The following is a 24,450-nucleotide window of genomic DNA, read 5'->3' as shown; positions in this document are numbered from 1 at the left end:
TTACCATTTCACCCGGAAGCCGAGCCTTGCGCCCATGCTCCTGCTGTCGCCGAAGTCCTTCAGGCTGGTCTTTGCCAGCGCTTCACCATAAAGCGCATAGCGCCCGTCATCCCAGCTCAGCGTTCCGCCCAGTCCGATACCGCCCCAGAGCGCCTGATTGCGGCTTGTAAAGCCCGTGCCGGAAACATCGACATCCGAACCATTGAGGAAATCATAGTAGAGGTTGGCGATGCCATAGACACTCGACCGGCGCAACTGGCCAAAGCCGTCTACCCATTGATGCTCATAATTACCGGCCAGACCGAGCCTGCCAAGCAAGCGATCTCCGTCATCCGTCGAAACCTGCCCCCCATAAGAGTCGGTGAAGCGGCTGAAGCGCACCGAGGAATAAGCCAGCTGCGCCTGCGGGGTCAGCGACCAGCCGTCCTGCAATGCGATCTTCTGACCGGCTTCCATACTCAGCGCATAACCAAAGCCGCCATTGCCCTCGACAAGCATCCTGCCCAGCGTGGCTGAGTGGATGTCGCTGTCAAACCATGTCAGTTGCGCCTGCGCATCGGTGTAAAAACCATTTTCGCCATACCAGGTCAGCGTGCCGCCAAACCCATAGCCCGTGCTATCGATAGAACCGATACCGAAAAGCGAGGAGACGCTGGAGGAAACCGTTCCGAAATGCGCGGTCACACCGCCGATCAGGACTCCGGCTGCGCCTTCATGCAGCATGCCGTCCAGACCCGCCTGCATTTTCCACACCGTCGTATCGTAATCGGCACCGCTCGTCGTGCGTTCCGGCGTGAAACTGGAATGCGCCCCGTCGATGCGCGCCCAGATCGCACTGCTGTCGACCGGCCCGGCTCCCGGCATATCCGCGCCCTGCGGGGTCGCAGCAGCGCCCCATGACCGGTTGCCGGCCCGCTGCTGCAAGGTGCCGGCTTCGTTGAAGCTTTGCAGCACATTGGTATAGGCTTCATAAAGCGGCACGCCTGGCGCATAGAGCGGCTGCGGCTGTGGCTGCGGTTGCGGATCGTCGGGATGAAGATAGGAAGAACGCAGATACCAGTCGCCATCGGCTGGCGTCGTGACGCCGTTCTTGTAGAGCCTGTATGCATAGGCCCCGCCTATCACGGCCTGCTCGCCCTGGAAGCGATAATCGCCAAGCAGGTTGAACGATCCTTCCGAGCGGCCGCCGACCTCGATGATCTTGATGCCGTTTTCCGTCTGCGCGCCGCCGCCGCCAAGATTGAGCACCTTCACATTGCTGGTGCCGGATGTGTTGCCGGTCACGACCAGCCGGTCGGCCTTCGATGAATCGCCGCCAAGTTCGGCCTCGATCTCCAGCATGCCGCCCTGTCCGCGATAATCGCCGTCAACGGTCAGCATGCCGATGGAAACGCCCGGCGCTATCGTGCCGCCCTCGAAATTATTAGTGTCGCAGACCGTGCCATTGCCCTCAAGCCTGCCGCCGGAAAGAACGCTGACCTCACCGCACAGGCTACCGCTGACTTCCAGCACGCCTTCCTGAACCGATGCGCTGCCTGCAAAAGCGAAACTGTCGGATGCGATATTCAATCTGCCGCCGCCGGATTTTTGCAGGTTCCCGCCGCCCGAAACAAACCCGTTCCACCTCAGCAGGGTTCCTGCATCCGTGCGCAGGCTGGCCTCGCCGGACACATCGAGCGTCCGCGCGCTCTCAAAGCTCGCCATGGTGTGAAGCGTGCCGCCATTGAGACTGACCTGCCCGCTTTCTTCACCCAGATTGGCATCGGATGAGATCGCCAGCGCGCCGCCATGAACAGCCGTGCCGCCGGTATAGCTGTTTGTGCCGGTCAGCACGAGTGTACCAAAATCGGACTTGACGAGCTGCGTATTGCCGGTGAGCGCTGCATCGATGGTGGCAGTGATGCCGCCTCCGGCTGTCGTTCCGTCGCCGACGCGGATCGTCGATGTCGGGCTTCCGGTCAGATCGAGATCGCCGCCGCCAATCACATAGCCATCCGTGGCAAACTGCATGCCCGACGCCGTCACCTGACCGAGACTGTTATCCACGCTCACCCTACCGGCCTTGCCTGCAAAGATTGCAAAGGAGCCATCGGAATAGGGCGCATTGAGGTTGCCGCTGCTGTCGGTCCAGTGTTCGTTTCCGATGGAAGACTGCCAGACACCGTCGCCGCCATCCACGACGCCATTGTTTTTGGGGCCTGCATCGCCATCCCAGTAATTCAGCGTCAGCCCATCAGTGCTCACCAGATTGACCTGATTGGCAATGGAGGTCTGCACGAAGGCGTCGGAAGACGGTACGGTTCCGATGGACAATCCGTTGTTGGTCAGCGTCCCGTCATAGCTGAACACGCGATAGACGCCCGGCCCGAAAGAGCCGCCCGGCGCAACCGAGACATTGATCGTGCCATCGAGAACGAGATTGCCGCCCACCACCGTCAGATCGTTCATCGATCCGCCAACTTCATTGGCTGCCCCGAAGCTGTAATCGAGGATCGAGCCGCTGCCAAGGCTGAGATTGCCCAGAATGGACAATGTGCCCGGCGTGCCGTCCGCAGCGCCCGGCGCAAGGGTGCCGCCGTCCGCGATTGTCACGTCGCCGCCGATAATGCCCCTGCCGCCCAGCGATGCCCCGCTTTCAACAGCCGTGATGCCGCGTGCCGCGCTCTGCTCGCCATTGACGAACAACCCGCCCGCCAGAACATTCGTCGACCCGCCGTAGGAGTTGTCTCCGGCAAGGGTCAGGGCGCTGTTTCCGCTCTTGGTGAGAGCGCCCGCGCCGCTGATCAGGCCCGACAATGTCAGCTCCGCATCGGTGCGGAACGTGCCGCCATCGGCAAGCAGGCTTGCATCGCGAGTGGAAGACAGGGCAGCCGTGTTGCGCAAGGCGCCGCCATCGAAGGTCAATGCCCCGGACGCAGCCCCGAGATTGCCGTCTTCAGAAATCTGCACCGTGCCGCCATTGATCGCCGTGCCGCCCAAATAGCTGTTGACGCCATCCAGCACCAGCGTACCCAGATCGGTCTTCACAAGCTGGCTGTCGCCGGTCAGTTCAGACGCGATCGTCGCGATATAATCAGCCCCCGGCAGGGTGCCGTCGCCGACGCGGAGCGTTGCTTGCGGACCATCCAGAGTGATGCTGTCACCGCTGACCAGATAGCCGTCCGTGGCGAACTGCATTCCGGCAACGCTGATTTCACCAGCGCTTTCATCGACCGTCACGTCACCGGCGCGGCCTGCGAAAACCGCATAGCTGCCATTATCGAATATGCCGTTGAGATCGCCGGTCGAGCCGGTCCAGTTCGGATTACCGCCCAGACGCCAGATACCGTCGCCGCCATTGACCGCATCATTGTGGTGAAGCAACGGGTCCGCGCCGTCCCAGTAGTCGAGCTGAAGACCGCTGGTGCTGACGAGATTGACCTGATTGGCGATCGCCGTCTGCACCGCATGATCGGGTGAGGTGCTCACAAGTCCGCCATCGGTCAGCGTGCCGTCATAGCTGATGACACGATATATGCCGGGGCCGAAATTGCCGCCCGCCGCCTCATCGACATTGATGGTGCCTGCAAGATCGAGATTGCCGTGAACGACCGTCAGGTCGTTATAAGCGCCGCCGACAACCCCCGCCTGACCGAAATTGTAAGCCAGCGTCGCATCGGGCGAAATCGCCAGATGGCCGTTGATGGTCAGCGTGCCGGGCGTTATGCCCAGATCACCGGGATTGAGCGTCGCCAATGCATCGAGCGTGACATTGCCGCCGATCGTGCCCACACCACCGAACGCTGCACCGCCAGCGACGGTCAGTCCTCCGGTCGCCAGCGACTGGTCGCCATGGATGTAAAGCGCGCCGCCGCTCACCCTCGTCTGGCCGGTATAGCTGTTATCCGCCGTCAGAACGAGCGTACCCGGCCCCTTCTGTTCGAGAGAACCCGAACCGGAAACCAGCCCATTGAAAGTGACGAGATCGGAACGGTTGAAGGCCAGCGCGCCATTATTGACCACATCGCCAAGGATGGAGCCGGTGGGGCCACCAAAGCCCAGTTGCAGCAAGCCGCCGGCAATTGTCGTGCCGCCGAGATAATTGTTGTCCGCGGCGAGAATAAGCGGACCGGCGCCCGATTTGGTCAGGGCGCCCGCACCGTCGACCGAACCGTACCACAAGAGAGCGCCATCCGTCTTGAATGTCCCTCCGGCGGCATTGAGCACGGCATTGCGGCTGGACATGAAGCCTGCCGTATTGTTCAACGTGCCGCCGTTGAAGGTCACAGCGCCGTTGGCCTGACCCAGATTCTGGTCTGCCGAGACCGCAACTGTCCCGCCATTGATTGCCGTGCCGCCGCCATAGCTGTTGGTGCCGGTCAGCGTCAGCGTCGCGCCGCCGGTCTTGGTCAGGCCGTCCACGCCGTCGATAATACCGTTCAGGGTCAGATCGGCGAGCGTATCGAAGGTGCCGCCGCCAGCCAGCAGCGTTGTAGCGCGTGCCGAATTCATGGCGGCTGTGTTGCGCAGCGTGCCGCCGCCCAGCGACAGCGCGCCACCCGCAGCACCCAGATTGACATCGGCTGAAACCTGCACGACGCCGCCATCGATCATCGTGCCGCCGCTATAGCTGTTGACGCCGCCCAGCACCAGCGTGCCGAGATCGGTCTTCTGCAACCGGGAATTTCCGAAAAGAATTGAATCGATCGTCGCGACATAGCCTGCGCTCATCGCCGTTCCGTCGCCGACGCGGATCGTGGAGACAGGCCCGAGCAGTTCCATGCCGCCGCCTTCAATTGCATAGCCGCCGGTGGCAAACTGCATGCCGGTCGCCCGCACCTGCCCATCCGCATTATCCACGGTCACGGTGCCGGAAGACCCGGCAAATATCGCAAAGCTGCCATTGGCGAAGGGGGCGCTGTAAAGGCCGGTCTCGTCGGTCCAGTTGCGGTCGCCCGCAGCACGCCAGACGCCATTGCCGCCATCGATTATCTCATCGGAATGAGGTCCGGCTTCGCCGTCCCAGTAGCTGAGCGTCAATCCGGCGGAATTGACGAGATTGACCTGATTGGCAATCGAGGTCTGCACGGAATAATCCGGCGATGTCACATTCAGCCCGTTATCGGTAAGGGTGCCGTCATAGCTGATGACGCGATAGATGCCGGGGCCGAGATTGCCGCCCACTGTCTGCGTCACATTCAGCGTGCCGTCGAGGCTGAGATTGCCCCCGACAACCAGATGATCGTTCAGCGGTCCGCCGACAATATTGGCTGCACCGAAATTGAAAACGAGGCTGGAGCCGGAAGCGAGCGTCAGATTGCCATTGACGCCCAAGGTGCCCGGCGCATTCCCCGCGTCTCCCGGAGCGATCACGGCGCCGTTCTCCACGGTGACGTTTCCGCCCAGAACGCCCATGCCGCCAAGAGTGCTGCCGCCCGCAACCGTCGTCAGGCCGGTGGCGCCCGACTGATCGCCGTTCACCAGAAGCGTGCCCGCCTGGATATTGGTCGCACCCGCATAGCTGTTATCGCCGGTCAGGACGGTCATGCCGGTGCCAAGCTTGTTCACGCCGCCACTGCCCGAAATCGTGCCGGAGAAGCTGTAATCATTGTCGAGATTGAAGGCCAGCGTGCCATTGTTAAGCACATCGCCGCTGCCAAGCGATGCGGATATGGCCCCGGTGCCGATCTGCAGCGTTCCCGCTTCGATCCTCGTGCCTGCGCTATAGTCATAAGCGCCGGTGAGGGTCAGCGTTCCGGCACCTGATTTGACGAGGCTTTCGAAATTGCTGATATTGGCTTCGTCAAGCGTGCGTCCTGCCATGGTATCGACCTTGAGCGTATCTTCGCCCGTTCCTGCATCGATCCCGCCGCCAGAAAGATTGGCGCTGTCATAAAGGGCAAGCGTATCATTCCCGGTGCCCAGCAGAAGCTTGCTGCCTGCACCGGTATCGAGCGTGCCGCTCAAATTGATGGTGTCATCGCCCGCGCCCAGATTGCCATTGGCGCGCAGCACGCCGCCTGTATTGACGTTGATCGTGCCGGAACCGGCATCGCCCGTGAGGTCCACCGTGCCGCCGGACGCAGTTTCAACCGTGCCATTCACCGTGAGGGTGGAAGTGCCGTTCATGGCAACTGTCGGCGTGACGAGATCGCCATCGACCTGCAAGGTTCCGTTATCGACGCTGGTAGCGCCGATGCTATTGCCCGTAGCGGTCAGCACCGTGGTTCCGCTGCCGATCTGCGCCAGGCTGCCCGGACCGCTCAATGTGCCCGTAAAATCAAATGTATTGCTTCGATTGAACGACAATGTGGATGTCGGAGCGTCGACGATGACATTCCCCGCCCCCGCATTGCCGGTCGTGCCGCCGTTGCCGATGATCAGGTTGCCGTTATTGATGACAGTGTTGCCGGTATAGGTATTGTTGCCCGTCAGCACCCATGTGCCGACGCCATTCTTGGCCAGCGTCGTCTTCCCCGTTCCACTGTCGGCGATGGTCCCGCCCATCGTGTTGAAACCGGTATTGATGCCGCCAATGGCGATGGTGCGATCGGTGTTGTTACCTCTCAGCGTTATGGGCGCGGTGTTGCTGAAAACCAGCGCACCGGTTCCGGAAGATTCGATGAAGGTCGTACCCGCAGCCAGCGTAAACAACCGGTCGGTCGTATCGCCGTCTCCATGATAACGCAGCGTCGAATTATTGCCGATTTCAAGATTGGACGCGGCAAGGGAGGATGCGCCGATGCTGCTGGCTTCGCCGCCATTGGATATTTTGTCTACAACCAGAACGCCGCCGCTGATCGTCGTCTTGCCTGTATAGCTGCTGGCGGGGTTGGATAATACCCATGTGCCGGTGCCGCTCTTGACAAGCGAGGTGACGCCGCTGCTATTGTTGGGAAGCAGTGCGCTAAACGTGTTGTCTGCCGTGTTGGTGCCGGTCAGGGTCAGGCTCTGGTCCGTATCGGGCGACGTGAAAGTGACAGGCGCAGCGCTGGTGAAGTCGATCGCGCCGGTGCCCGACGCATTGAATATATTGCCGCCCGACGCGCCCAATGTGAACCGGCGGTCCGTGCTGCCGCCAGTGCCGTCATAGCGCAGCGTTCCGCCATTGATGACGAGATTGCCCGCATCGGCAGTTGAGGCACCGATGGAACTTGCCTCGCCGCCATCCGCAAGGCATGAAACTACAAGCACACCCTTATTGATGAGCGTTCTGCCGGTATAGTCACTCGCGCAGCCCGTGAAGGTTTGCGTTATGCCGCCGTCCTTGATCAGATCGCCGCTGCCGCTGATGGCCCCGGCGAAACTCCCGCTCCCGCTGCCCCAGTTAAGCGTCAGCGTGGCGCTGCCAAGCGTGACATTGCCGCCCGTCGTACCGCCGCCAGACAGGAAGCCGATCGTATTGTCCAGCCCGTTCAGATCGAGCACTGCCCCAGCCGTATCGCTCAGCGAGACTGCCCGCGTCCCGAAGGCCTGGTTCGAGCCTGCCCGAACCACGCCGCCACTGATGAGCGTGTCGTTGGTATAGCTGTTGGTGCCGGAAAGGATCAGAACGCCGCTGCCCTCTTTGCGCAGCCGTCCTCCCCCGACGACATCACCGCTGAACTCAAGTTCCGTGGCTGCATCATCGATCCGGATAAAGCCGTCCGAAGCCAGCGTGAAACCGCGATCTGTGCTTGTGCTAACACCTGTATAGCTCAACCGGCCGCCGCTGAAAACGAGATTGGCGGAATCGCTGCCGGACGCGCCAATGCCGCTTGCCTCGCCGCCATCGGCAAGACAATCGACGCTCAACGTGCCGCCATTAAGCGTCGTGGTGTCCACATAATTATTGCCGCAGCCACTAAATACCTGCGTACTGTTACCCGAGCGGATAATGCCGCCCGTGCCGGTGATCGCGCCCGTAAATGTTCCGTTCGCACCATCGATGGTCAGCGTTTTCGATCCCAGAAAAACCTCGCCACCGCCGCCCGGCTGGTCGTCACGCAGCGCCCCGGTCTGGATGTCAAACCCGCCAAGATCGAGCGTTGCACCCGTATTCACCGCTATCCAGTCCGTCTGGCGGCCGAAGGCGTCGGCAGAACCGGCCCGCAGCGTGCCGCTCCTGACCGTTGTTTCGCCGGTATAGCTGTTCATTCCGGCAAGGACGAGCGTTCCCTCGCCTTCCTTGCGCAGACCGCCTGCGCCGATCGCAGCGCCGGACATGGTCAGTGTCGCGGCGGCATCGGCAACGCCAATCCCCCCACCCGCCTGCAGTGTAAAGCTGCGGTCACTGCTGGCGTCCGCACCCGTATATTCGAGCGTGCCGCCTGCCAGAACGATATTGGCAGGATCACTGCCAGCCGCACCGATGCCGCTCGCTGTCCCGCCATCAGTCAGGGTGTTGATCGACAATGTGCCTGCGGAAACGGTCGTCACGCCGATATAGTCGTTATTCCCATTGGCCAGCGTCAGCTTGCCCGCACCAAGTTTGGTAAACCCTGCATCGTCGGGGCTGGTCACTATGCCCGAAAAAGTAAGATTTGCGTCGCCGCCGACAACATCGATAGATCTGCTCGGGCCGCCGTTGATGAGGGTGAAACCGCGATCGGTCTGGGCAGTCGCACCCTCATAACGCAGCGTTCCGCTTTCGATCAGCAAATTGGCGGAATCCGCCGACGCCGCGCCAATGCTGCTCGCAGTGCCGCTATTAGCGACCGTATCGATCACGAGCGTTCCGCCGCTCAGCGTCGTCGCACCCGTATAAAGATTGGCTCCGCTCAGGCTCACCAGTCCACTTCCACCCTTGACGAAACCGGTGCCTGCTCCGTTGTCGACGATAGTGGAGGCGATATTGAATGTACCGGTGCCGTTATGCAGAAGGCCGAGCGTAGTGCCGCCTGCTCCGCCGGTCAGCGAACCGCCCGCTATGGTCTTGCCGGTTGCGCCAACGGAGGCGGCAACGATGATGGTGCCATCGATACCGAGCGTCTGGCCAGCGGCAATATTCACGGTCGAGGCGGCGGCTGCGGTATATTTCAATCCGCCAAGCTGCTGGCTGCTGCTGACTGTTCCGAAAAAGGGTGTGTTTGCAGCGTTGCCCGTATCGCTGATAACCTCACCGGTCCGCCAGCTACCGGCATCATCCTTGTCGACATAATCCGCTTCCTCGAAGGCGCGGATGACCTCGCCGTCAACCTTGGCGTAATCGGCTCCATTGACCGTCGCCCAGCCGCCCAGCGCCGTGTTGGTGGTCGTGAAATCGCCGTTGGCTGGCGTTGCGAAATCCACGATGCCGCCCGTGTGGCTGATGGTGCCGAAGCTGACATTCATGCTGCCGCCCGCACCGGAGGTCGCGGTGATGCGGTTGCTGCCGGCATTGATATTGAGGCCGTTAAAGCTCTGGCTGTTGGCCGCGCCATCCGCACCAATGACTTTGAGCTCACCGCCAGCCAGATTCAATGCCGAGTTTGCGGAAATGATATTGCTCGCGGGAGCGCCATCCGCCGCGAAATCGAGCGAGAGGGTGCCGCCGCCAATCTGGGTTGCGCCGGTATAGCTATTTTGTCCGCCAAGGATCAGCTTGCCTGTACCGGCCTTGATCAGGCTGCCCGTACCACTGATTTCGCCGGAAAAACTCTGCTCTACAGTTGTACTGACCGTGAGATTGCCCGACCCCAGAGCAATGGTGCCGCCGGTGCCTGAAAGGATCGGCGTCATCAGGTCATGGCCAGCCATATCGAGCGTGCCGCTATTGACCGTCACACCTGTGACCGTACCAAATGCCGTGGCGCTGCCAGCGCTCAAAGTGCCTCCGAGCACTTCAATGGCGCCCGTGCGCCCGGAATTATCCCCGCTCAGCACCCATCTACCGGCGCCACTGCCTACCAGTTTTCCAGAGCCCGAAATATTGCCGGACCAGGTATTCGTACCGGTGAAGTCGCCGCCGAGCCGCAAGCCGCTGACCACCTCGGACGACAACACTGCATTGCCGCTTAAATCCAGAGCACCGGAACCATCATTGAGAATGCTGCCGTTTGTCTTGATGGACCAGTCGAGATTGCTGCTTGAACCCGTGCCGACATAGCTAAGCACGCCGCCATTGGAAATCTGGACACCGCCGCTGCTGCCTGTACCGAAGGAGCTATTGACGCCGGTATCCGCCAGCACGCTCGCCTGCACGGTCACATGATCCCGAATGGTGGTTGTGCCGCTATAGCTATTGGCACTGCCCAAAGTGATTATGCGGCCCGACTTGCCTGCAAAGGTCACGGGTGCACCAGTCGCACCGCTGATCTCGCCCAGCAACTCGAAATCGGCGCTATCAGCAGAAAATGTCATGGGACGAATTGATGGCATATTGAGGTTTATATTGCCACTCAGCGTCAGTGTGCCCGTGCCGGCATTTATGAAGTTATTGCCCGAGGTGCCACCGCTGCTGGCAAACTCCCAGTTCCGGTTGGAGCTATTCCCCGTCCCAATGTATCTTAACGAGTCGGAATATTGGTCTGCCCCGGTAAATTTAATGGGTTCGTTGGCAGCAATACCCTGACCGAGCGAACTGGCCTCACCGATATTGCGAACCGACGTGAAAAACGCCGTACCGTTGACGAAGAACGTCATTTGTCCGGTGAAATCGTTTGCGTCATTATCGAGCGTGACGCCATTGAACGCCTGAAGACCGCCTATGCCGGTGAAATGCGCCGAGCCTACGCCGCTGCCAGCAATTTTCGTACTGCCACTGCCCAATTCGACAATACGAGCGGCATTCAAGGCGCCGGAAGCAATGAATGTCGTACCATGTGTTGTAATGACACGATTTGCAGCAGCACCCAGCGCCGCATTGCCATTAATATCGAGCGTACCTGCAAGCAGATTGATATTGCCTGTGAATGTATTTGCACCTCGTAAAACCAGCGTTCCACTGCCAGCCTTCGTGAAGCCGGAAGCCCCCGCGAGCACCGAGTTGATCGTCGTTGTCCCGCTATTGGCAGCTATCGTGGGCGTTGCGCCGCCCAGCGTCAGAACGCTGCCGTTGAGCGTATAGCCGCCCACGTTGAAAGTGAGACCGCCCACACTGATGGGCGAGCCGAGAGTTACCGTCCCCGCGGTGCCCCCGAAAATCGCGGTATCCAGTGCCGCATCGTTCCATGCCGTATAGGGGCCGCTGACACCGTCGGCGTTTGGACTCCACAAGGATGAAGTCAGGTTCCAGGTGCCTGCGCCGCCATATCCGGGCGTGGTCTGGTTGGCGTCCCAATATCGATCTGCGGCCGCAGCCGGATAAAGCATAAGCCCTGCCAGCAATGCTGCCGGAAGCACGCTTGCACGCGCCAAACGCGCAACGGCCAGAACCACTGCCCCCATACAGGGCGCATAGCTGGCAACCTCGCCCTTATATTTCGTCATGCGCCCGCCGCGCAGCAGGCGCAGGAATGCGCGCTCGCGCGATGAGGGGGCCTGATTTCTTCGTTTGAGAATGGGATGAGCGCTATCTTCCTGCGTCGACCTGGCATCCAATTGCATCATGTCTCATCCCGCTACCGCTTTGAATTGCGCGCCATGCCGCCAGAATCCACGGCGATGCTGAAACCGCCGCAAGCCGCAAACGCACAATATCTTCTCAAAGGGGAACACCGGGGGGAGTGTTAAACGCGAGATTATCGGAGCCACTGTCGCGACGAAACCAATTAAAGCCGTGCCTGTCCACCCTCCCGATTCGCCGTCCCGTTCAGCGCGCATCGTATAGGAGCAATAGTTGATAGCAAGTTATTATTATAAAAATGCAAGTATATTGTAAAATCAGATTCAGGCGTATTCATTATATTGTAGTAATTAATTATATTAGAGAATTATAATGCAACCGTGCATAGTTTACCCGATATGTACTGTTTATACTTCATATGGATGACTCTGGTGAACGACATCAACCTCCGGTAAATCCAATATCCGTCTATTACCCACTAAGGATTGAAATTACATTCTCGAATGGACCAGCCCGAAGCGGTTTGCATTTGGGCGGGATCGCCTGAATTACACCCGGTAATTGTATTTTCGCATCCTTCCCACACAAGAAGACAAACAGGGAAACCAGTCCGGTGAACTGATTTCCCTGCATCTTGCAGTAAGAACGGGACTATTGCGTTCAAAGTTATGCGGCTGAACGCTTCCGGTTGCGGCGCACAAGCAAAGCCGACAGAATGCCGAGAACAACGAGTACACCGACAGCCAGACCAATTCGAGCGGCCCAGATCAGCCAGTCGGAGCTTGCTCCGCCAGCGCGCAACTGCGCGACCTGTTCCGTCGTGACCTTGGCGGCGGGATTGCCGAAATGCCCGATCAGATAATTGCTCAGCGTCGCAACCTGCTTATCCGACAATTCCTTGCCGAAGCCCGGCATCAGCACATCGGGTTGCCGCCGCAAGCCTTCCAGTATCACCATGACGAGATTGTTGGTGTTCTCCCGGCCAAGTGCAGTATTATGCACCAGCGACGGCAAGCCCCTGCTGCCCTGCCCGTCTGCCTGATGGCAGGTCGCGCAATAGGCATCATAAAGCTGCGCTCCGCTTAATGTATCGTGATCCTGCGGCCAGGCCACGCCACGGATGCTTGCCAGTTCGTCGGACGGCTTGCCCCACGAAAAGACCGGCTGCGTATCGGCTGCGTCACGTACCGGCGCGACGGTTTTCAGATAAACCGCCATGGCCTTCACGTCTTCGTCGGTCATGAAGCGGAAACTGTGATCAACCGCTTCCGCCATCGGGCCTGCCGCCTGGCTTTTTGCGATATGGCCATGTTTCATATAGGCGACAAGTTCCTCCACGCTCCAGCCGCCGATGCCGCTATTGGCATCCGATGTGATATTGGGCGCATGCCATGGGCCGATGTCCGCGCCCGCCATTTCGCGCGAAGTCTGCTCGGCCATGAAAAGATTGCGCGGCGTATGACAGGTGCCGCAATGCGCTGCTCCCTGCACCAGATAGGCACCGCGATTCCATTCATCATTCTGCGCCGGATCGGGCTTATAGGGACCGTTTTGTAAAAACAGCATATTCCACGCCGCCATCGACAGGCGGATATTGAATGGAAATGGCAGTTTCGTCTCCGGCGGACGCGTCTCCACCGGCTCGACGCCTTCCATGAAATAGGCATAGAGCGCCGCGACATCCTCATCGCTCAGCAACGCATAGGACGTATAGGGCATGGCGGGATAAAGATGCTTGCCATCCCCACGCACGCCCTTACGCACCGCCGCATCGAACTGCTCCAGCGTATAATTGCCGATGCCGTTTTCTTTCGAGGGCGTGATATTGGTCGACATGATCGCGCCGATGGGGGTTGCGAGCGGCAGGCCCCCCGCCATGGGCTGGCCGCCGTGCGCCGTATGGCAGGCCACGCAGTCGGATGCGGTGGCGACATATTTGCCGCGCGCGATCAGGTCTGCATCCGCCGCAAGCGCCGGAATTGCAAGAAAGGAAGCACAAACCGGCAATGCGAGCAAAGCGGCGAGGCGAGCGGATAGTCGGGACAGAATACGGCTCATGACTTTGCTCCCCCGTTTACATTGAGCGACGCGCCCTGCTGTTCCAGAATATGAGCGACCGAACGCAGCGCCACCGCCAGACCGTTTTCCGTCGAGTTACAGGTCGAGGAGGTCGGCAGAACCGCCGTACTGGCGAAAAACAGGTTCTCATGATCGTGCGCGCGACCCCATTGATCACAGACCGAGGTTTTGGGGTCGTTGCCCATGCTGAGCGTGCCGCAAATATGCTGGTTGTTAGCGAACTCGCCTTCCTTGCTGAAGCGCAGATTGGTGCCGCCCATCAACTCGGCGATGCGGCGGAAATCCTGCTGCGAGCGCTCATGCCCCCGGCGGGTATAATCGTCGATCGAATAATGCGCCTCCGGCTTGGGAAGGCCCATGGCGTCCTTCTCGGAACTCAGCTTGATCCTGCGCTCCGGGTCCGGCAGCACTTCAAGCACATTCTTCACGTTCATTTCGCGCGCAGCACTGTGACGGAGGCGTTTTTCAAGCTCCGCCCCATAGACGCCCGCGCCGATCAGGCTGCGCGTGACGCCGTCGACACGCGAGATATTGGTGAAATCGAGCCGGTATGGCGAATGTTCGGAACGGAAGGCACCGTCGCGCATGATGTTGATGGAACTGGGGCTTTGCGGCCCGCGCCCCAGCCAGACATCCTCGTCGGCATCGAAGGTCAGCGACGTGCTTGGATGGTCCATCAGGTTGCGGCCAACCATATCAGAACTGTTGGCAAGGCCGTTCGGATATTTGTCGCTCGACGACAAGAGCAGCAGGCGCGGGCTTTCAATACCGTTGGCGGCGACGATGAAGGTCTTGCCGGTCACGCGGTGGGTGCCCTTGTCCGGGTCATAATAAAGCGCTGCGGTAATATTGCCCTTCTCGTCATGTTCGAGCTTGTAGACATTGGCATTGGGGATCAGCTTCGCCCCCGCCGCCTCGGCGGCATCAGCCGACAGGCCGCCATGATATTGCGCATCGATCGGGCAGATCGGCTGGCAGGAATTATTGCCGCAGCAGGCAGGCCGTCCGTCATAGGGGCGGCTGTTGCGCGCTGTGGTGTTGGACACGACTTCATAATCGGGCGCGAGCCGCTCGCGCAGCCGGCGCATGGCATAAGGTTCTGCGACCGGTTCCATCGGGAACGGCTGGCTGCGCGGCGAACCGGTATTGTCCGCACCCGAAACTCCCATAAGCTCTTCGGCTTCCTGATAGAAAGGCTCAAGATCGTCATAGCCGAAGGGCCAGTCGACGCCGACGTCATATAGGCTTTTGATCTTGAAATCATTGGGCACATTGCGCCAGGCATGTGCCGCCCAGTGCCATGTCGTGCCCCCCACCTGCCTTATATATTCGGCTGCGTAGGGGTAGGGTCCGGCCTGAACGATATGATTGTTCGGCTCTGGCTGATAGATCGGGTGCGGCGCCCACGGCACGGAGGGATAGGGCGACATCCAGTCGCTGCGGCGCGGAGAATTGCGAAAGCGCGCCACCAGTTCCTCGCGCGTCACGCGCGGTCCCGCCTCAAGAATAATCACCGACGCCCCGGCCAGCGCGAGCTTGCGCGCCACAAGCGATCCGATAATGCCTGAACCGACAACGACGAAATCCGCTGATAAATTATCCGCCATGGCTTTTTCCTTAGATTGGTTTGCTCGTCCAGCTGCCATAGGCGCCGTAAGAATAGGTTGGCGGTTTCAGCACATCGCCGACCACTTGTGCGTTCAGCGCCGTTTCATAGGCAAGAGCACGCGCTTTCGCGCCCTCACCCACAATGCCCATATACCAGGCGGTTACGATCCGCCGCGGCAAGGCCACAAGCGGCGACTTTTCGTCGTCAAGTATGGTTTGCAATTGCATCGGGTCGATCCTGCGCTCTTCGATCAGGGCAAGAAGCGCTTTCGCCGCCGCTGGAAAGCCGGGATCGTCTTCGACAAGGGCCGCGTAAAGCCGCTGCGCCTGTGCCGCATCAAGCGACTGGCGTCCGACCAGAATGGCCGACAACGCCAGAAATGCGCCCTCATCGGCATCCGCCGCTTCCTGCGCCATCGCCCAGGGAACAAGGGTTGCGGTATAGGCCGAAACCAGTCCAAAAAGCAGCACACGTCTTGTCGTATCCGGCTGATCGCCGTCATCAATGCGCTTGTTCATAGTCCCCTCGTTCAGTACGGACCCGAAGCGGCACCAGAGGCCGCTGCGCGTCATGAATTGAAATCGGGCCGCTGTTTGCAAACAGCCGCAGACCGCTCTTTTTCACGCTCTTGTCATGCTTCCTGTAGGATCAAAAGGGGAAGGCGTTCGCCTGGAGCGGGAGCACCGGACAGCTTGATGAAAGCGGTGCAATGCCCGGCATGGGGCTTGTCTTCGTCTGCCATGGGTAACCTCCTCAGGATGCTTTGAAGCGAACTTGAAAGCGATGAAAGCAGAGTATCACTTTCCCACGCCGTTTTTGCATTTCAAAGCGAAAATTCTATCGCGTGCAAACATAAAGGCCGCTTCTGTCTTAGCCTATATTCTCTTTAGAAGCCGTCAAGATAATACTATGAAAAGATTATTGAAAAAATCGTGAAGTTGCGCGACGATGCGACACAGAAACCCTCGTGCCGGGACGGCACGAGGGCATCTCTCAAGCCTATGCCTGCGCGCGCAGCGCCTTGGCTGCGGCCACCATATTGATGAGTGCCGGGCGGACTTCTTCCCATTTTCGTGTCTTCAACCCGCAATCGGGATTAACTCAAAGCTGGCGGTCGGACAGCCTCTCACGCGCAAGCGAGAGAAGAACGGTCATTCCGGGACGCCGGGCACGCGGGGCGAGTGAATATCGCAAACACCCGGCCCGATTTCATTTGGATATTTGAAGGACTTGAATGCATCGAGCAATTCCATCCGCGATCGCGTCGATAATGTCATTGAATTCCGAATAGCACATATGCGTGTGAATCTGCGTATGGCCGGAAACACCGCTTGCGCAGATGCGGAAACATTCCACGGCCCAGTTCAGATAGGTTTTCCATTCCGAACGACGCAGCGGAAGCCCCTCGCGCAGGGCGGCTTCATCGATCTGAACCATGACGGCGTCTGCTTTTTCAAGATCGACAACCTCGTCGCGAATGGCGAATGCAATCTGGCGACAGGTTTGCGCGCGTGCAATATCATTGCGAACAAACGACCAGTTGAGGATGGTCACAGGGCCGGTCAGCATGGACTTGACGGGACGCGTGGTCAGGGACTGGGCATATTGCCACCAGCCGACGGTCATCGGTTCAGGGCGCGAAACATCGCCGAAAATGATCGGAGGACGAACATAGCGCGAGCCGCATAATCTCGCCAGCCTGAACCAGATGCCCGATCTCTCCGGTTGGAATAATATTCTAATCGGAGCCGAGAGATTATTTTATTTATTGCTTGTTGAGGATTCCTTCCAATGAGATTAACAAGCCTGACAAAGCTGTATGAAAAATCTCAAGCGTTAAAGTGTAAGCCATGTCCCATCAGAAAACTCCGATCGTTTCATTGCAACCCTCGCGGCGGCAGTTTCTCGGCATGACAGCCGGAGCAGCCGTCGCTGCCGGCTTCGGCATGAGCGCATCGGGGCTGCTGCTGCCCACTCGGGCGCGCGCGCAGGATGCAAAGCCCGGCAAGGGCGGGCATCTGGTTATCGCCATGCATTCGGCCTCCAGCTCGGACCATCTCGATCCGGCCTCCTATACGATGGCATATATGTATACGGTCGGCTTCCAGCTCTTCAACACGCTGCTGGAGCTTGGCCCCGATGGAAAGCTCACCGGCGCTTTGGTGGAAAGCTGGGAACCGGCCAATGCCGATGCCAGCAAATGGGTATTCCGTCTGCGCAAGGGTGTGACCTTCCATAATGGCAAGGAACTGACCGCCAGGGATGTGGTCTATTCGCTCAATCATCATCGCGGCGACGACACCAAGTCGGGCGGCAAGGGCGTCTTGCTCGCGGTCACGGATATTGTTGCTTCCGACACCCATGAAATCACCGTCACGCTTGATGCAGGCAATGTCGATTTCCCGGCGGCTTTCGTCGATTATCACCTCGGCATCGGGCCGGAAGGCGAAGATTTCGACAAGGGTATCGGCACCGGCGCATTCATTCTGGAAGATTTCCAGCCCGGCGTGCGGGCGCTCACCCGCCGCAATCCAAATTACTGGCACCCGGACCGCGCCAATGTCGATTCGGTTGAAACCATTGCCATGGAAGACACTACGGCTCGCATGGCGGCGCTGATGAGCGGACAGGCCCATGTAATCAATGCCGTCGAAGCACGCATGGTCAGTCATCTGAGCGCGCGCCCGGACATCCAGATTCTGCGCACACCGGAAAACTCGATGTATTGCTTCCCGATGCGCACCGATTCCGAGCTTCTGAAAAACAATGATCTGCGGCTTGCACTCAAATATGCGATCGACCGCGAGGAATTGCAAAAGAGCCTGCTCGTTGGAACAGGTGCCGTCGGCAACGACCATCCGATCCCGTCATGGAATCCGCTGCATTCCAGCGACATTCCGCAACGCGCCTATGATCCTGAAAAAGCGGCATTCCATCTGAAAAAATCCGGCTTCTCCGGCTCCATTCCGCTTAGCGTTTCCGATAATGGCTTTACCGGATCGGCGGATGCAGCACAGCTTTATCAGGCGTCGGCGGCCAAGGCCGGCATTACCATCGATGTCGAGCGCGTGCCTTCGGACGGCTATTGGGAAGAAGTCTGGCTGAAAAAGCCCTTCGTCGCTTCCAACTGGTCCGTGCGCCCGACCGCGGATGCCATGCTTTCCATGCTGCTGCAAACCGGCGCGCCATGGAACGAAACCGGCTGGAGCAATGAAACCTTCGACAATCTTCTCGCCGCGTCCCGCATCGAGCTTGATGAAGCAAAGCGCAAGCAGATCTATCACGACATGCAGGTGCTCATCGTGGAAGATGGCGGCGAGCTGATCCCCGTTTTCACCGACAATCTTGCCGCCGCCAACGACAAGGTGAAGGGCTATGTATCGGTGCCGGGCGGCGGCGATATGAGCGGCTATCGGCTCGCCGAAAAAATCTGGCTCGAAGAATAGGACCATCCTGTGCGGGGAGGATTCTCCGCAGGCGAAACAAGGAACCTGGCATCGAGGCACCGAAGGGTTAGCTCCATCGGTGCCTCGCAATTTGCACAGGGCGCGGTTCCTGTTTAAACAGAAACGCCGGAGCCGCCCGGCCTATATGTTTTGTCGCATTGCCCAAACTCAAAACCGCTTCACATTCTTGCTGGAAATGCTCTATCTGGACCGCCATGACAGACGTGCCGACAAACCAGTCTCAACAGGAGGCCAGAATAGCGACAAGCGTAAGCCTGCGGCGTTCCCATGGCTTTTTGCGCGGCAACTCACTTTGTGGAATGGTTCTTCGCCGCATCGCGCTTGGCATCGTCCTGCTCTGGGCGATCTCCATTGTCATTTTCGCGGGAACGCAGGTCCTGCCGGGCGATGTCGCAACGGCGATGCTCGGGCAGCAGGCGACGCCGCAGGCGGTCGAGAATATCCGCAAGGAACTCGGCCTCGAAAGGCCCGCCATACAGCGCTATGCGGAATGGCTTGGCAATGCCGTTCAGGGCGATCTTGGCCGCAGCTATTCCAACCGGCAGGATATTGCAAAAAGCATAGCCCCCCGCCTGTCCAATACACTTTATCTCGCCGCGATGGCGGCGCTGTTCGCCATTCCGCTCGCCCTGCTGCTCGGCGTGATTTCGGTTCTTTATGCTGGCACGGCGGTAGACCGCACGATCGCCGTGGCGACGCTTGGCACCATATCGCTGCCTGAATTCTTCGTGGCCTATATTCTGATCGCCTATTTTGCGGTTTCGCTCGGGCTTTTGCCCTCAAGCGCGCTGGTCAATCCGTCGATGGGCGGCTGGCAGCGGCTGACAGCAATTGCACTCCCCTGCATGACGCTGGTTATTGCCGTCACCGGACATATGGTGCGCATGACGCGCGCTTCGCTTCTTGCGGTCATGTCATCGCCCTATATCGAGACGGCGCAGCTCAAGGGCCTGCCGCGCTGGCGCATTCTTCTGCGCCACGCCCTGCCCAATGCTCTTTCGCCCGTCATCAATGTGATAGCGCTCAACCTCGCCTATCTGGTGGTGGGCGTCGTGGTCGTGGAAGTGATCTTCGTCTATCCCGGCATGGGCCAGTATATGGTCGACCATGTGGCCAAGCGCGATGTGCCGGTGGTGCAGGCTTGCGGCCTGATTTTCGCAGCCGTCTATATTGGCCTCAACATCATTGCGGATGTGATCGTCATTCTCACCAATCCACGGCTGAGGCATCCACGATGACACGGCGCAGACGAGGCTCACGATTGCTTGCGGCCATCGGTTTTGGCGGCATCGCCTTCTTTGTATTCATCGCGGTCTTCGCAAGCTGGCTGGCGCCGCATCCCATATCGGAAGTGGTGGGAGCCGTCTGGCAGGGGCCATCGCGCGAGGCTTTGCTTGGAACCGACAATATCGGCCGCGATCTCCTCTCCCGCCTCATCTGGGGAACGAGGCTGACGCTTTCGATTGCAGCCGCGGCAACCATACTGGCCTTCCTTATCGGCGTGCCGCTCGGGTTTCTTGCCGCCCTCACCCGCGGATGGCTGGATCAATTGCTCTCGCGCGGCAATGATCTGCTGATGGCGCTGCCCACCCTCATCTTCGCGCTGGTCGTCCTCGCCGTCCTGCCCAAGAGCGTCTTCATTCTGGTGGCCGTCATGGCCGTTCTGGAGGCGACACGCGTTTTCCGTGTCAGCCGCGCTATTGCGCTGGATATTGTGGTGCTCGATTATGTTGAAATCGCACGCCTGCGCGGCGAGGGCAAAAGCTGGATCATTTTCCATGAAGTCCTGCCCAATGCGCTGTCGCCATTGCTGGCGGAATTCGGGCTGCGCTTTGTTTTTTCGATCCTGTTTCTTTCCACCCTCTCCTTTCTCGGCCTTGGCGTGCAGCCGCCGATCGCCGACTGGGGAAGTCTGGTCAAGGAAAACAAGGATGGCCTCATGTTCGGCGTCTTTGCAGCACTTATTCCCGGCGCCACCATTGCCCTGCTTGCGATCAGCGTCAATTTCGTCGTCGACTGGATTTTACAGCGCACGGCCAGCCTGAAGAAAGGCGTGCAGGACAATGGCTGACCGGAACACGAAACCGCTTCTGAAAATCGAGAGCCTGCAAATAAGCTCCGACGAAGGGCTTGTCGTCGATGGTATCGATCTGACCCTTGAAAAAGGCCGGGTACTTGGCCTCATCGGGGAATCGGGCGCAGGCAAATCGACCATCGGCCTTGCCGCGCTGGGGTTTGCGCGCGGCGGGCTGCGCATTACCGGCGGAACGGTAACGCTCGATGGGCTCAACGTTCTTTCGCTGTCGCGAAAAGACACGCAGAAAATGCGCGGCAGCAAGATCACCTATGTCGCCCAATCCGCTGCCGCCGCTTTCAATCCCGCACACAAGCTCATCGATCAGGTTATTGAAGCCGTGGTCTGGCACGGTTCTATGAAACGGGGCGAAGCCCGGACCCGCGCTATCGAACTGTTCACCCTGCTTGGCCTTCCCGATCCCGAAAATTTTGGTGAGCGCTATCCGCATCAGGTTTCCGGCGGGCAGCTTCAACGGGCAATGACGGCGATGGCGCTCTGCTCCAGCCCCGATCTTGTCGTCTTCGATGAACCCACCACTGCCCTTGATGTCACGACGCAGATTGAGGTTCTCATCGCAATCAAGAAGGCCATTGAGAAGACCGCAACGGCGGCGCTTTATATTTCCCATGATCTGGCTGTGGTGGCGCAGATTGCCGACGACATCATGGTATTGCGTCATGGGCGCATGGTGGAAAAAGGCCCTGCCCGCCAGATTTTCGATGCACCGCAAGAGGACTATACGCGCCAGCTCGTGGCCGTGCGCCAGAGGGAAAGTGACGAAAGAGCGCAGACAGGCGCACCTTTGCTTTCCATTGCCAATATTTCTGCCGCTTACGACCCGGCAATGCCGGTGCTCAAGGATGTCACGCTTGATCTTGCGAAAGGCCAGACGCTGGCCATTGTCGGTGAATCGGGTTCCGGCAAATCGACGCTGGCGCGCGTGGTCAGCGGCCTTCTGCAACCCACCGCAGGCGAAATCCGCTTCGATGGCGCGGTGCTGCCGGCAAGCGTCGACCGCCGGTCGAAGGAGACGCTGCGCAACATCCAGGTAATCAGCCAGTTGCCCGATCTGGCGCTCAATCCGCGCCGCACCATCGCCGACATTATCGGCAGGCCGCTGCAATTTTATTTCAGGATGGGGCGCGAGGAGCGGCGGAAAGCGGTTCATGAACTGCTTGAACTCAATGAGTTGCCCCGCAAGATTCTGGATCGCTATCCGGCGGAATTATCCGGCGGCCAGAAACAGCGCGTCTGCATCGCCCGCGCCCTTGCCGCGCGCCCCCGGCTGCTTTTATGCGACGAGCCGACCTCGGCGCTGGACCCGCTGGTGGCGGAAGGCATTCTCGAACTGCTGCGGCGGATACAGAATGAGACCGGCACCTCTTATCTTTTCGTCACCCACGATCTCGCAATCGTCCGCGCCATTGCCGACAAGATCGCCGTCATGCATCGCGGATCGGTCGTGCGTTACGGTTTGAAATCCGATGTGCTAAACCCGCCTTTTGATGATTACACCGCAAGGCTGCTGGCTTCCATTCCGCAAATGAAGCCGGGCTGGCTCGATGGCATAATCGCACAGCGTGCGAATGCTGCCGCCACAGATACCAACAAGGACATGAAAGCATGAGCAAAAAGACAATCATTCTCGACGGCGGCATGGGGCGTGAACTTGAACGCGTCGGCGCGCCGTTCCGCCAGCCGGAATGGTCGGCTCTTGCGCTCATCGAGGCACCGCAATATGTGCGCGAAGTGCATGACGGCTATATCGCAGCCGGTGCCGATGTCATAACCACCAACAGCTATGCGGTCGTGCCTTTCCATATCGGCGAGGAACGCTTTGCCACGGAAGGCAGCAGGCTCGCAGCACTCTCCGGCACCATCGCGCGCGATGCCGCCGATGCAGCCGGTCGCAAGGTCCGGGTTGCCGGATCGTTGCCGCCGCTGTTTGGTTCTTACCAGCCCGACCTGTTCGACCCCAGCCGCGCCGCCGAACTGCTGGACGTGCTCGTGGAAGGATTGTCGCCATCGGTCGACCTCTGGCTTGCCGAAACCCAGAGCAGCCTCGCCGAAGTCAAAGCCGCTTACGAGGCTATTCGCGCAACGGGCAAGCCGTTCTGGATTTCCTTTACCCTGCGCGACGATATTGCGCCTGAGGACATGCCCGAAGCGCAGCTTCGTTCCGGCGAAACGGTGGCCGAGGGCGCACGGCTTGCAGCGGAACTGGGAGCCCAGGCGCTTCTGTTCAATTGCGCGATGCCGGAAGTCATGGATGCCGCAATCCTTGCGGCAAAACAGGTTTTTGACGCGCTGGGCAAGGATATTCCGATCGGCGTTTATGCCAATGCATTCCCATCACAGCAGGACGATGAGGAAGCCAATGCAACCGTGACCGAAATTCGCGCCGATCTCGATCCCGATGCCTATGGGGAATGGGCGCAGCGCTGGGTGAAAAACGGTGCAGCCATCATTGGCGGATGCTGCGGCATTGGCACCCCGCATATTCATGCGCTCTCAAACCGCTATCTCTGCGCCTGATGCAACAAGACGGGGCGGCTTTTCAGCCGCCCTTTGCATATCATGACAAAATGCGCGCCGCAGCCAGTGAAAGTGCGACGACGCCATTGGCAATCGAGCGTTCGTCGGGCTGGTAATCGGAATTATGCAGCTTGTCGTCGCGGCCTTCCTGTCCCGCGCCGATGCCAAGCTGGAAAGAGGGCACCCTTTCGCCGACCAGCGCAAAATCTTCCGAACCAAGGCTTCCGCCGCGCTTGAAGAAGACCTCGCCATAATGCTCGCGAATGACCGCGCCGGCGTTCTCGATCAGGTAAGGGTCGGAGACCATCGGTGGAACGCCGCGTACATAGCTGATTTCGCAGCGCACCCGCATCGAAGCTTCAAGCCCCGCGCAAATGCGGCGCACCGCCGCTTCGATAATATCGCGCGTCTCACGGTCCTGACAGCGCACGGTGCCCATGATGGAGACGGTATCGGGGATGATATTGTGGGTGTGGCCGCCATGGATTGCGCCGATGGTCAGGACCGCCGTTCGCATCGGGTCGACCTCACGCGATACGATCGTTTGCAACTGCGTGACAAGCTGCGCCGTTGCAACGATCGGATCGACCGCCTGATGCGGCCGCGCCGCATGGCCGGAAGCCGCATGAACGCTAATGTCGAATTCATCCGACGATCCGTTGGCGACCCCTTCGACAAAGGTGAAGGTGCCCGTGGGTTCGTCAGGCTGGTTGTGAAAGCCCAATGCGTAATCCACGCCCTCAAGGACGCCATCGGCGATCATGGCGCGCGCGCCGCTTTCCAGCGTTTCCTCGGCAGGCTGGAACATCAGCTTCACACTGCCGCCAAGACGCGGGGCGATCTCCTTCAATATCCTGCCGATACCGATGAGCGTGGCGGTATGAAGATCATGGCCGCAGGCATGCATCTTACCCGGATAGATGCTGGCGAAAGGCAGGCCCGTCTGCTCTTCGATGGGCAGCGCATCCATATCGGCGCGGATCAGCAGGGTCGGTCCGGGACGTCCGCCTTTGATCAGGCCGACAACGCCGGTGCGGCCCACGCCGGTCTGGCATTCAATGCCCAGATCCTCAAGCTCGCGCGCGACCACTCCGGCAGTCCGCTCTACATCGAACCCGGTTTCGGGATGGGCGTGAATGTCGCGGCGAAGGCCGATCAGATGGGGTTCGATCTCATTGGAAAGATCTTGAACGAAAGATGCGAGATCATTGAGCAGGTTTGGATCGGATGGGGCAGACAT

The 24,450-nt window shown here is 59.5% G+C and carries 10 protein-coding genes and 1 pseudogene; 5 read left to right on the top strand and 6 right to left on the bottom strand.

The features are described 5' to 3' along the window. The 5 genes and pseudogenes from DKP76_RS04565 to DKP76_RS04545 all read right to left on the bottom strand — a co-directional run. The gene (locus tag DKP76_RS04565; RefSeq protein ID WP_109705279.1) at positions 1–11,487 is read right to left on the bottom strand and encodes an autotransporter-associated beta strand repeat-containing protein; all 11,487 of its coding nucleotides are present in this window, start codon (positions 11,485–11,487) and stop codon (positions 1–3) included. A 622-nt stretch (positions 11,488–12,109) separates the two neighbouring features. Next, complete coding sequence (locus DKP76_RS04560; RefSeq protein ID WP_109705278.1) at positions 12,110–13,501, bottom strand: c-type cytochrome; 1,392 nt, start codon at positions 13,499–13,501, stop codon at positions 12,110–12,112. Next, positions 13,498–15,129 carry a GMC family oxidoreductase gene (locus tag DKP76_RS04555; RefSeq protein ID WP_109705277.1) on the bottom strand — a complete coding sequence of 544 codons (1,632 nt, stop codon included), beginning with the start codon at positions 15,127–15,129 and terminating at the stop codon, positions 13,498–13,500. Before DKP76_RS04555 ends, DKP76_RS04560 begins: the two co-directional genes overlap by 4 nt. A 10-nt stretch (positions 15,130–15,139) precedes the next feature. Next, complete coding sequence (locus DKP76_RS04550) at positions 15,140–15,649, bottom strand: sugar dehydrogenase complex small subunit (protein ID WP_109705276.1); 510 nt, start codon at positions 15,647–15,649, stop codon at positions 15,140–15,142. A 481-nt stretch (positions 15,650–16,130) separates the two neighbouring features. Next, positions 16,131–16,814, bottom strand: a pseudogene (locus tag DKP76_RS04545) (5-methyltetrahydropteroyltriglutamate--homocysteine S-methyltransferase); the annotation flags it as partial. Positions 16,815–16,981: 167 nt separating this feature from the next. Between DKP76_RS04545 and DKP76_RS04540 the strand changes: the two are divergent. From DKP76_RS04540 to DKP76_RS04520, 5 genes are all read left to right on the top strand, one after another. Further along, positions 16,982–18,577, top strand: coding sequence for an ABC transporter substrate-binding protein (locus tag DKP76_RS04540; RefSeq protein ID WP_109705275.1), 1,596 nt, complete (start codon positions 16,982–16,984; stop codon positions 18,575–18,577). A gap of 320 nt (positions 18,578–18,897) precedes the next feature. Next, positions 18,898–19,836 (top strand): ABC transporter permease, encoded by a 939-nt coding sequence (locus DKP76_RS04535; RefSeq protein WP_109705274.1) that lies wholly within the window; start codon positions 18,898–18,900, stop codon positions 19,834–19,836. Further along, positions 19,833–20,669 carry an ABC transporter permease gene (locus tag DKP76_RS04530; RefSeq protein ID WP_109705273.1) on the top strand — a complete coding sequence of 279 codons (837 nt, stop codon included), beginning with the start codon at positions 19,833–19,835 and terminating at the stop codon, positions 20,667–20,669. Before DKP76_RS04535 ends, DKP76_RS04530 begins: the two co-directional genes overlap by 4 nt. After that, positions 20,662–22,302 carry an ABC transporter ATP-binding protein gene (locus DKP76_RS04525; protein WP_109705272.1) on the top strand — a complete coding sequence of 547 codons (1,641 nt, stop codon included), beginning with the start codon at positions 20,662–20,664 and terminating at the stop codon, positions 22,300–22,302. Before DKP76_RS04530 ends, DKP76_RS04525 begins: the two co-directional genes overlap by 8 nt. Beyond that, entirely contained in the window at positions 22,299–23,210 is a 912-nt protein-coding gene (locus DKP76_RS04520) for a homocysteine S-methyltransferase family protein (RefSeq protein WP_109705271.1), read from the top strand. The genes DKP76_RS04525 and DKP76_RS04520 overlap by 4 nt, the downstream gene beginning before the upstream one ends. Positions 23,211–23,250: 40 nt before the next feature. On the opposite strand, the gene DKP76_RS04515 is transcribed toward DKP76_RS04520, so the two are convergent. Continuing rightward, positions 23,251–24,450: a M20 metallopeptidase family protein gene (locus tag DKP76_RS04515; RefSeq protein ID WP_109705270.1), complete on the bottom strand. Its 1,200-nt coding sequence runs from the start codon at positions 24,448–24,450 to the stop codon at positions 23,251–23,253.

The organism is Falsochrobactrum shanghaiense, from assembly GCF_003149535.1.
In the GTDB taxonomy this organism is placed as follows: domain Bacteria; phylum Pseudomonadota; class Alphaproteobacteria; order Rhizobiales; family Rhizobiaceae; genus Brucella; species Brucella shanghaiense.
Note: the sequence above shows the minus strand (reverse complement) of the source record. Positions and strands in the feature narration are given on the sequence as shown.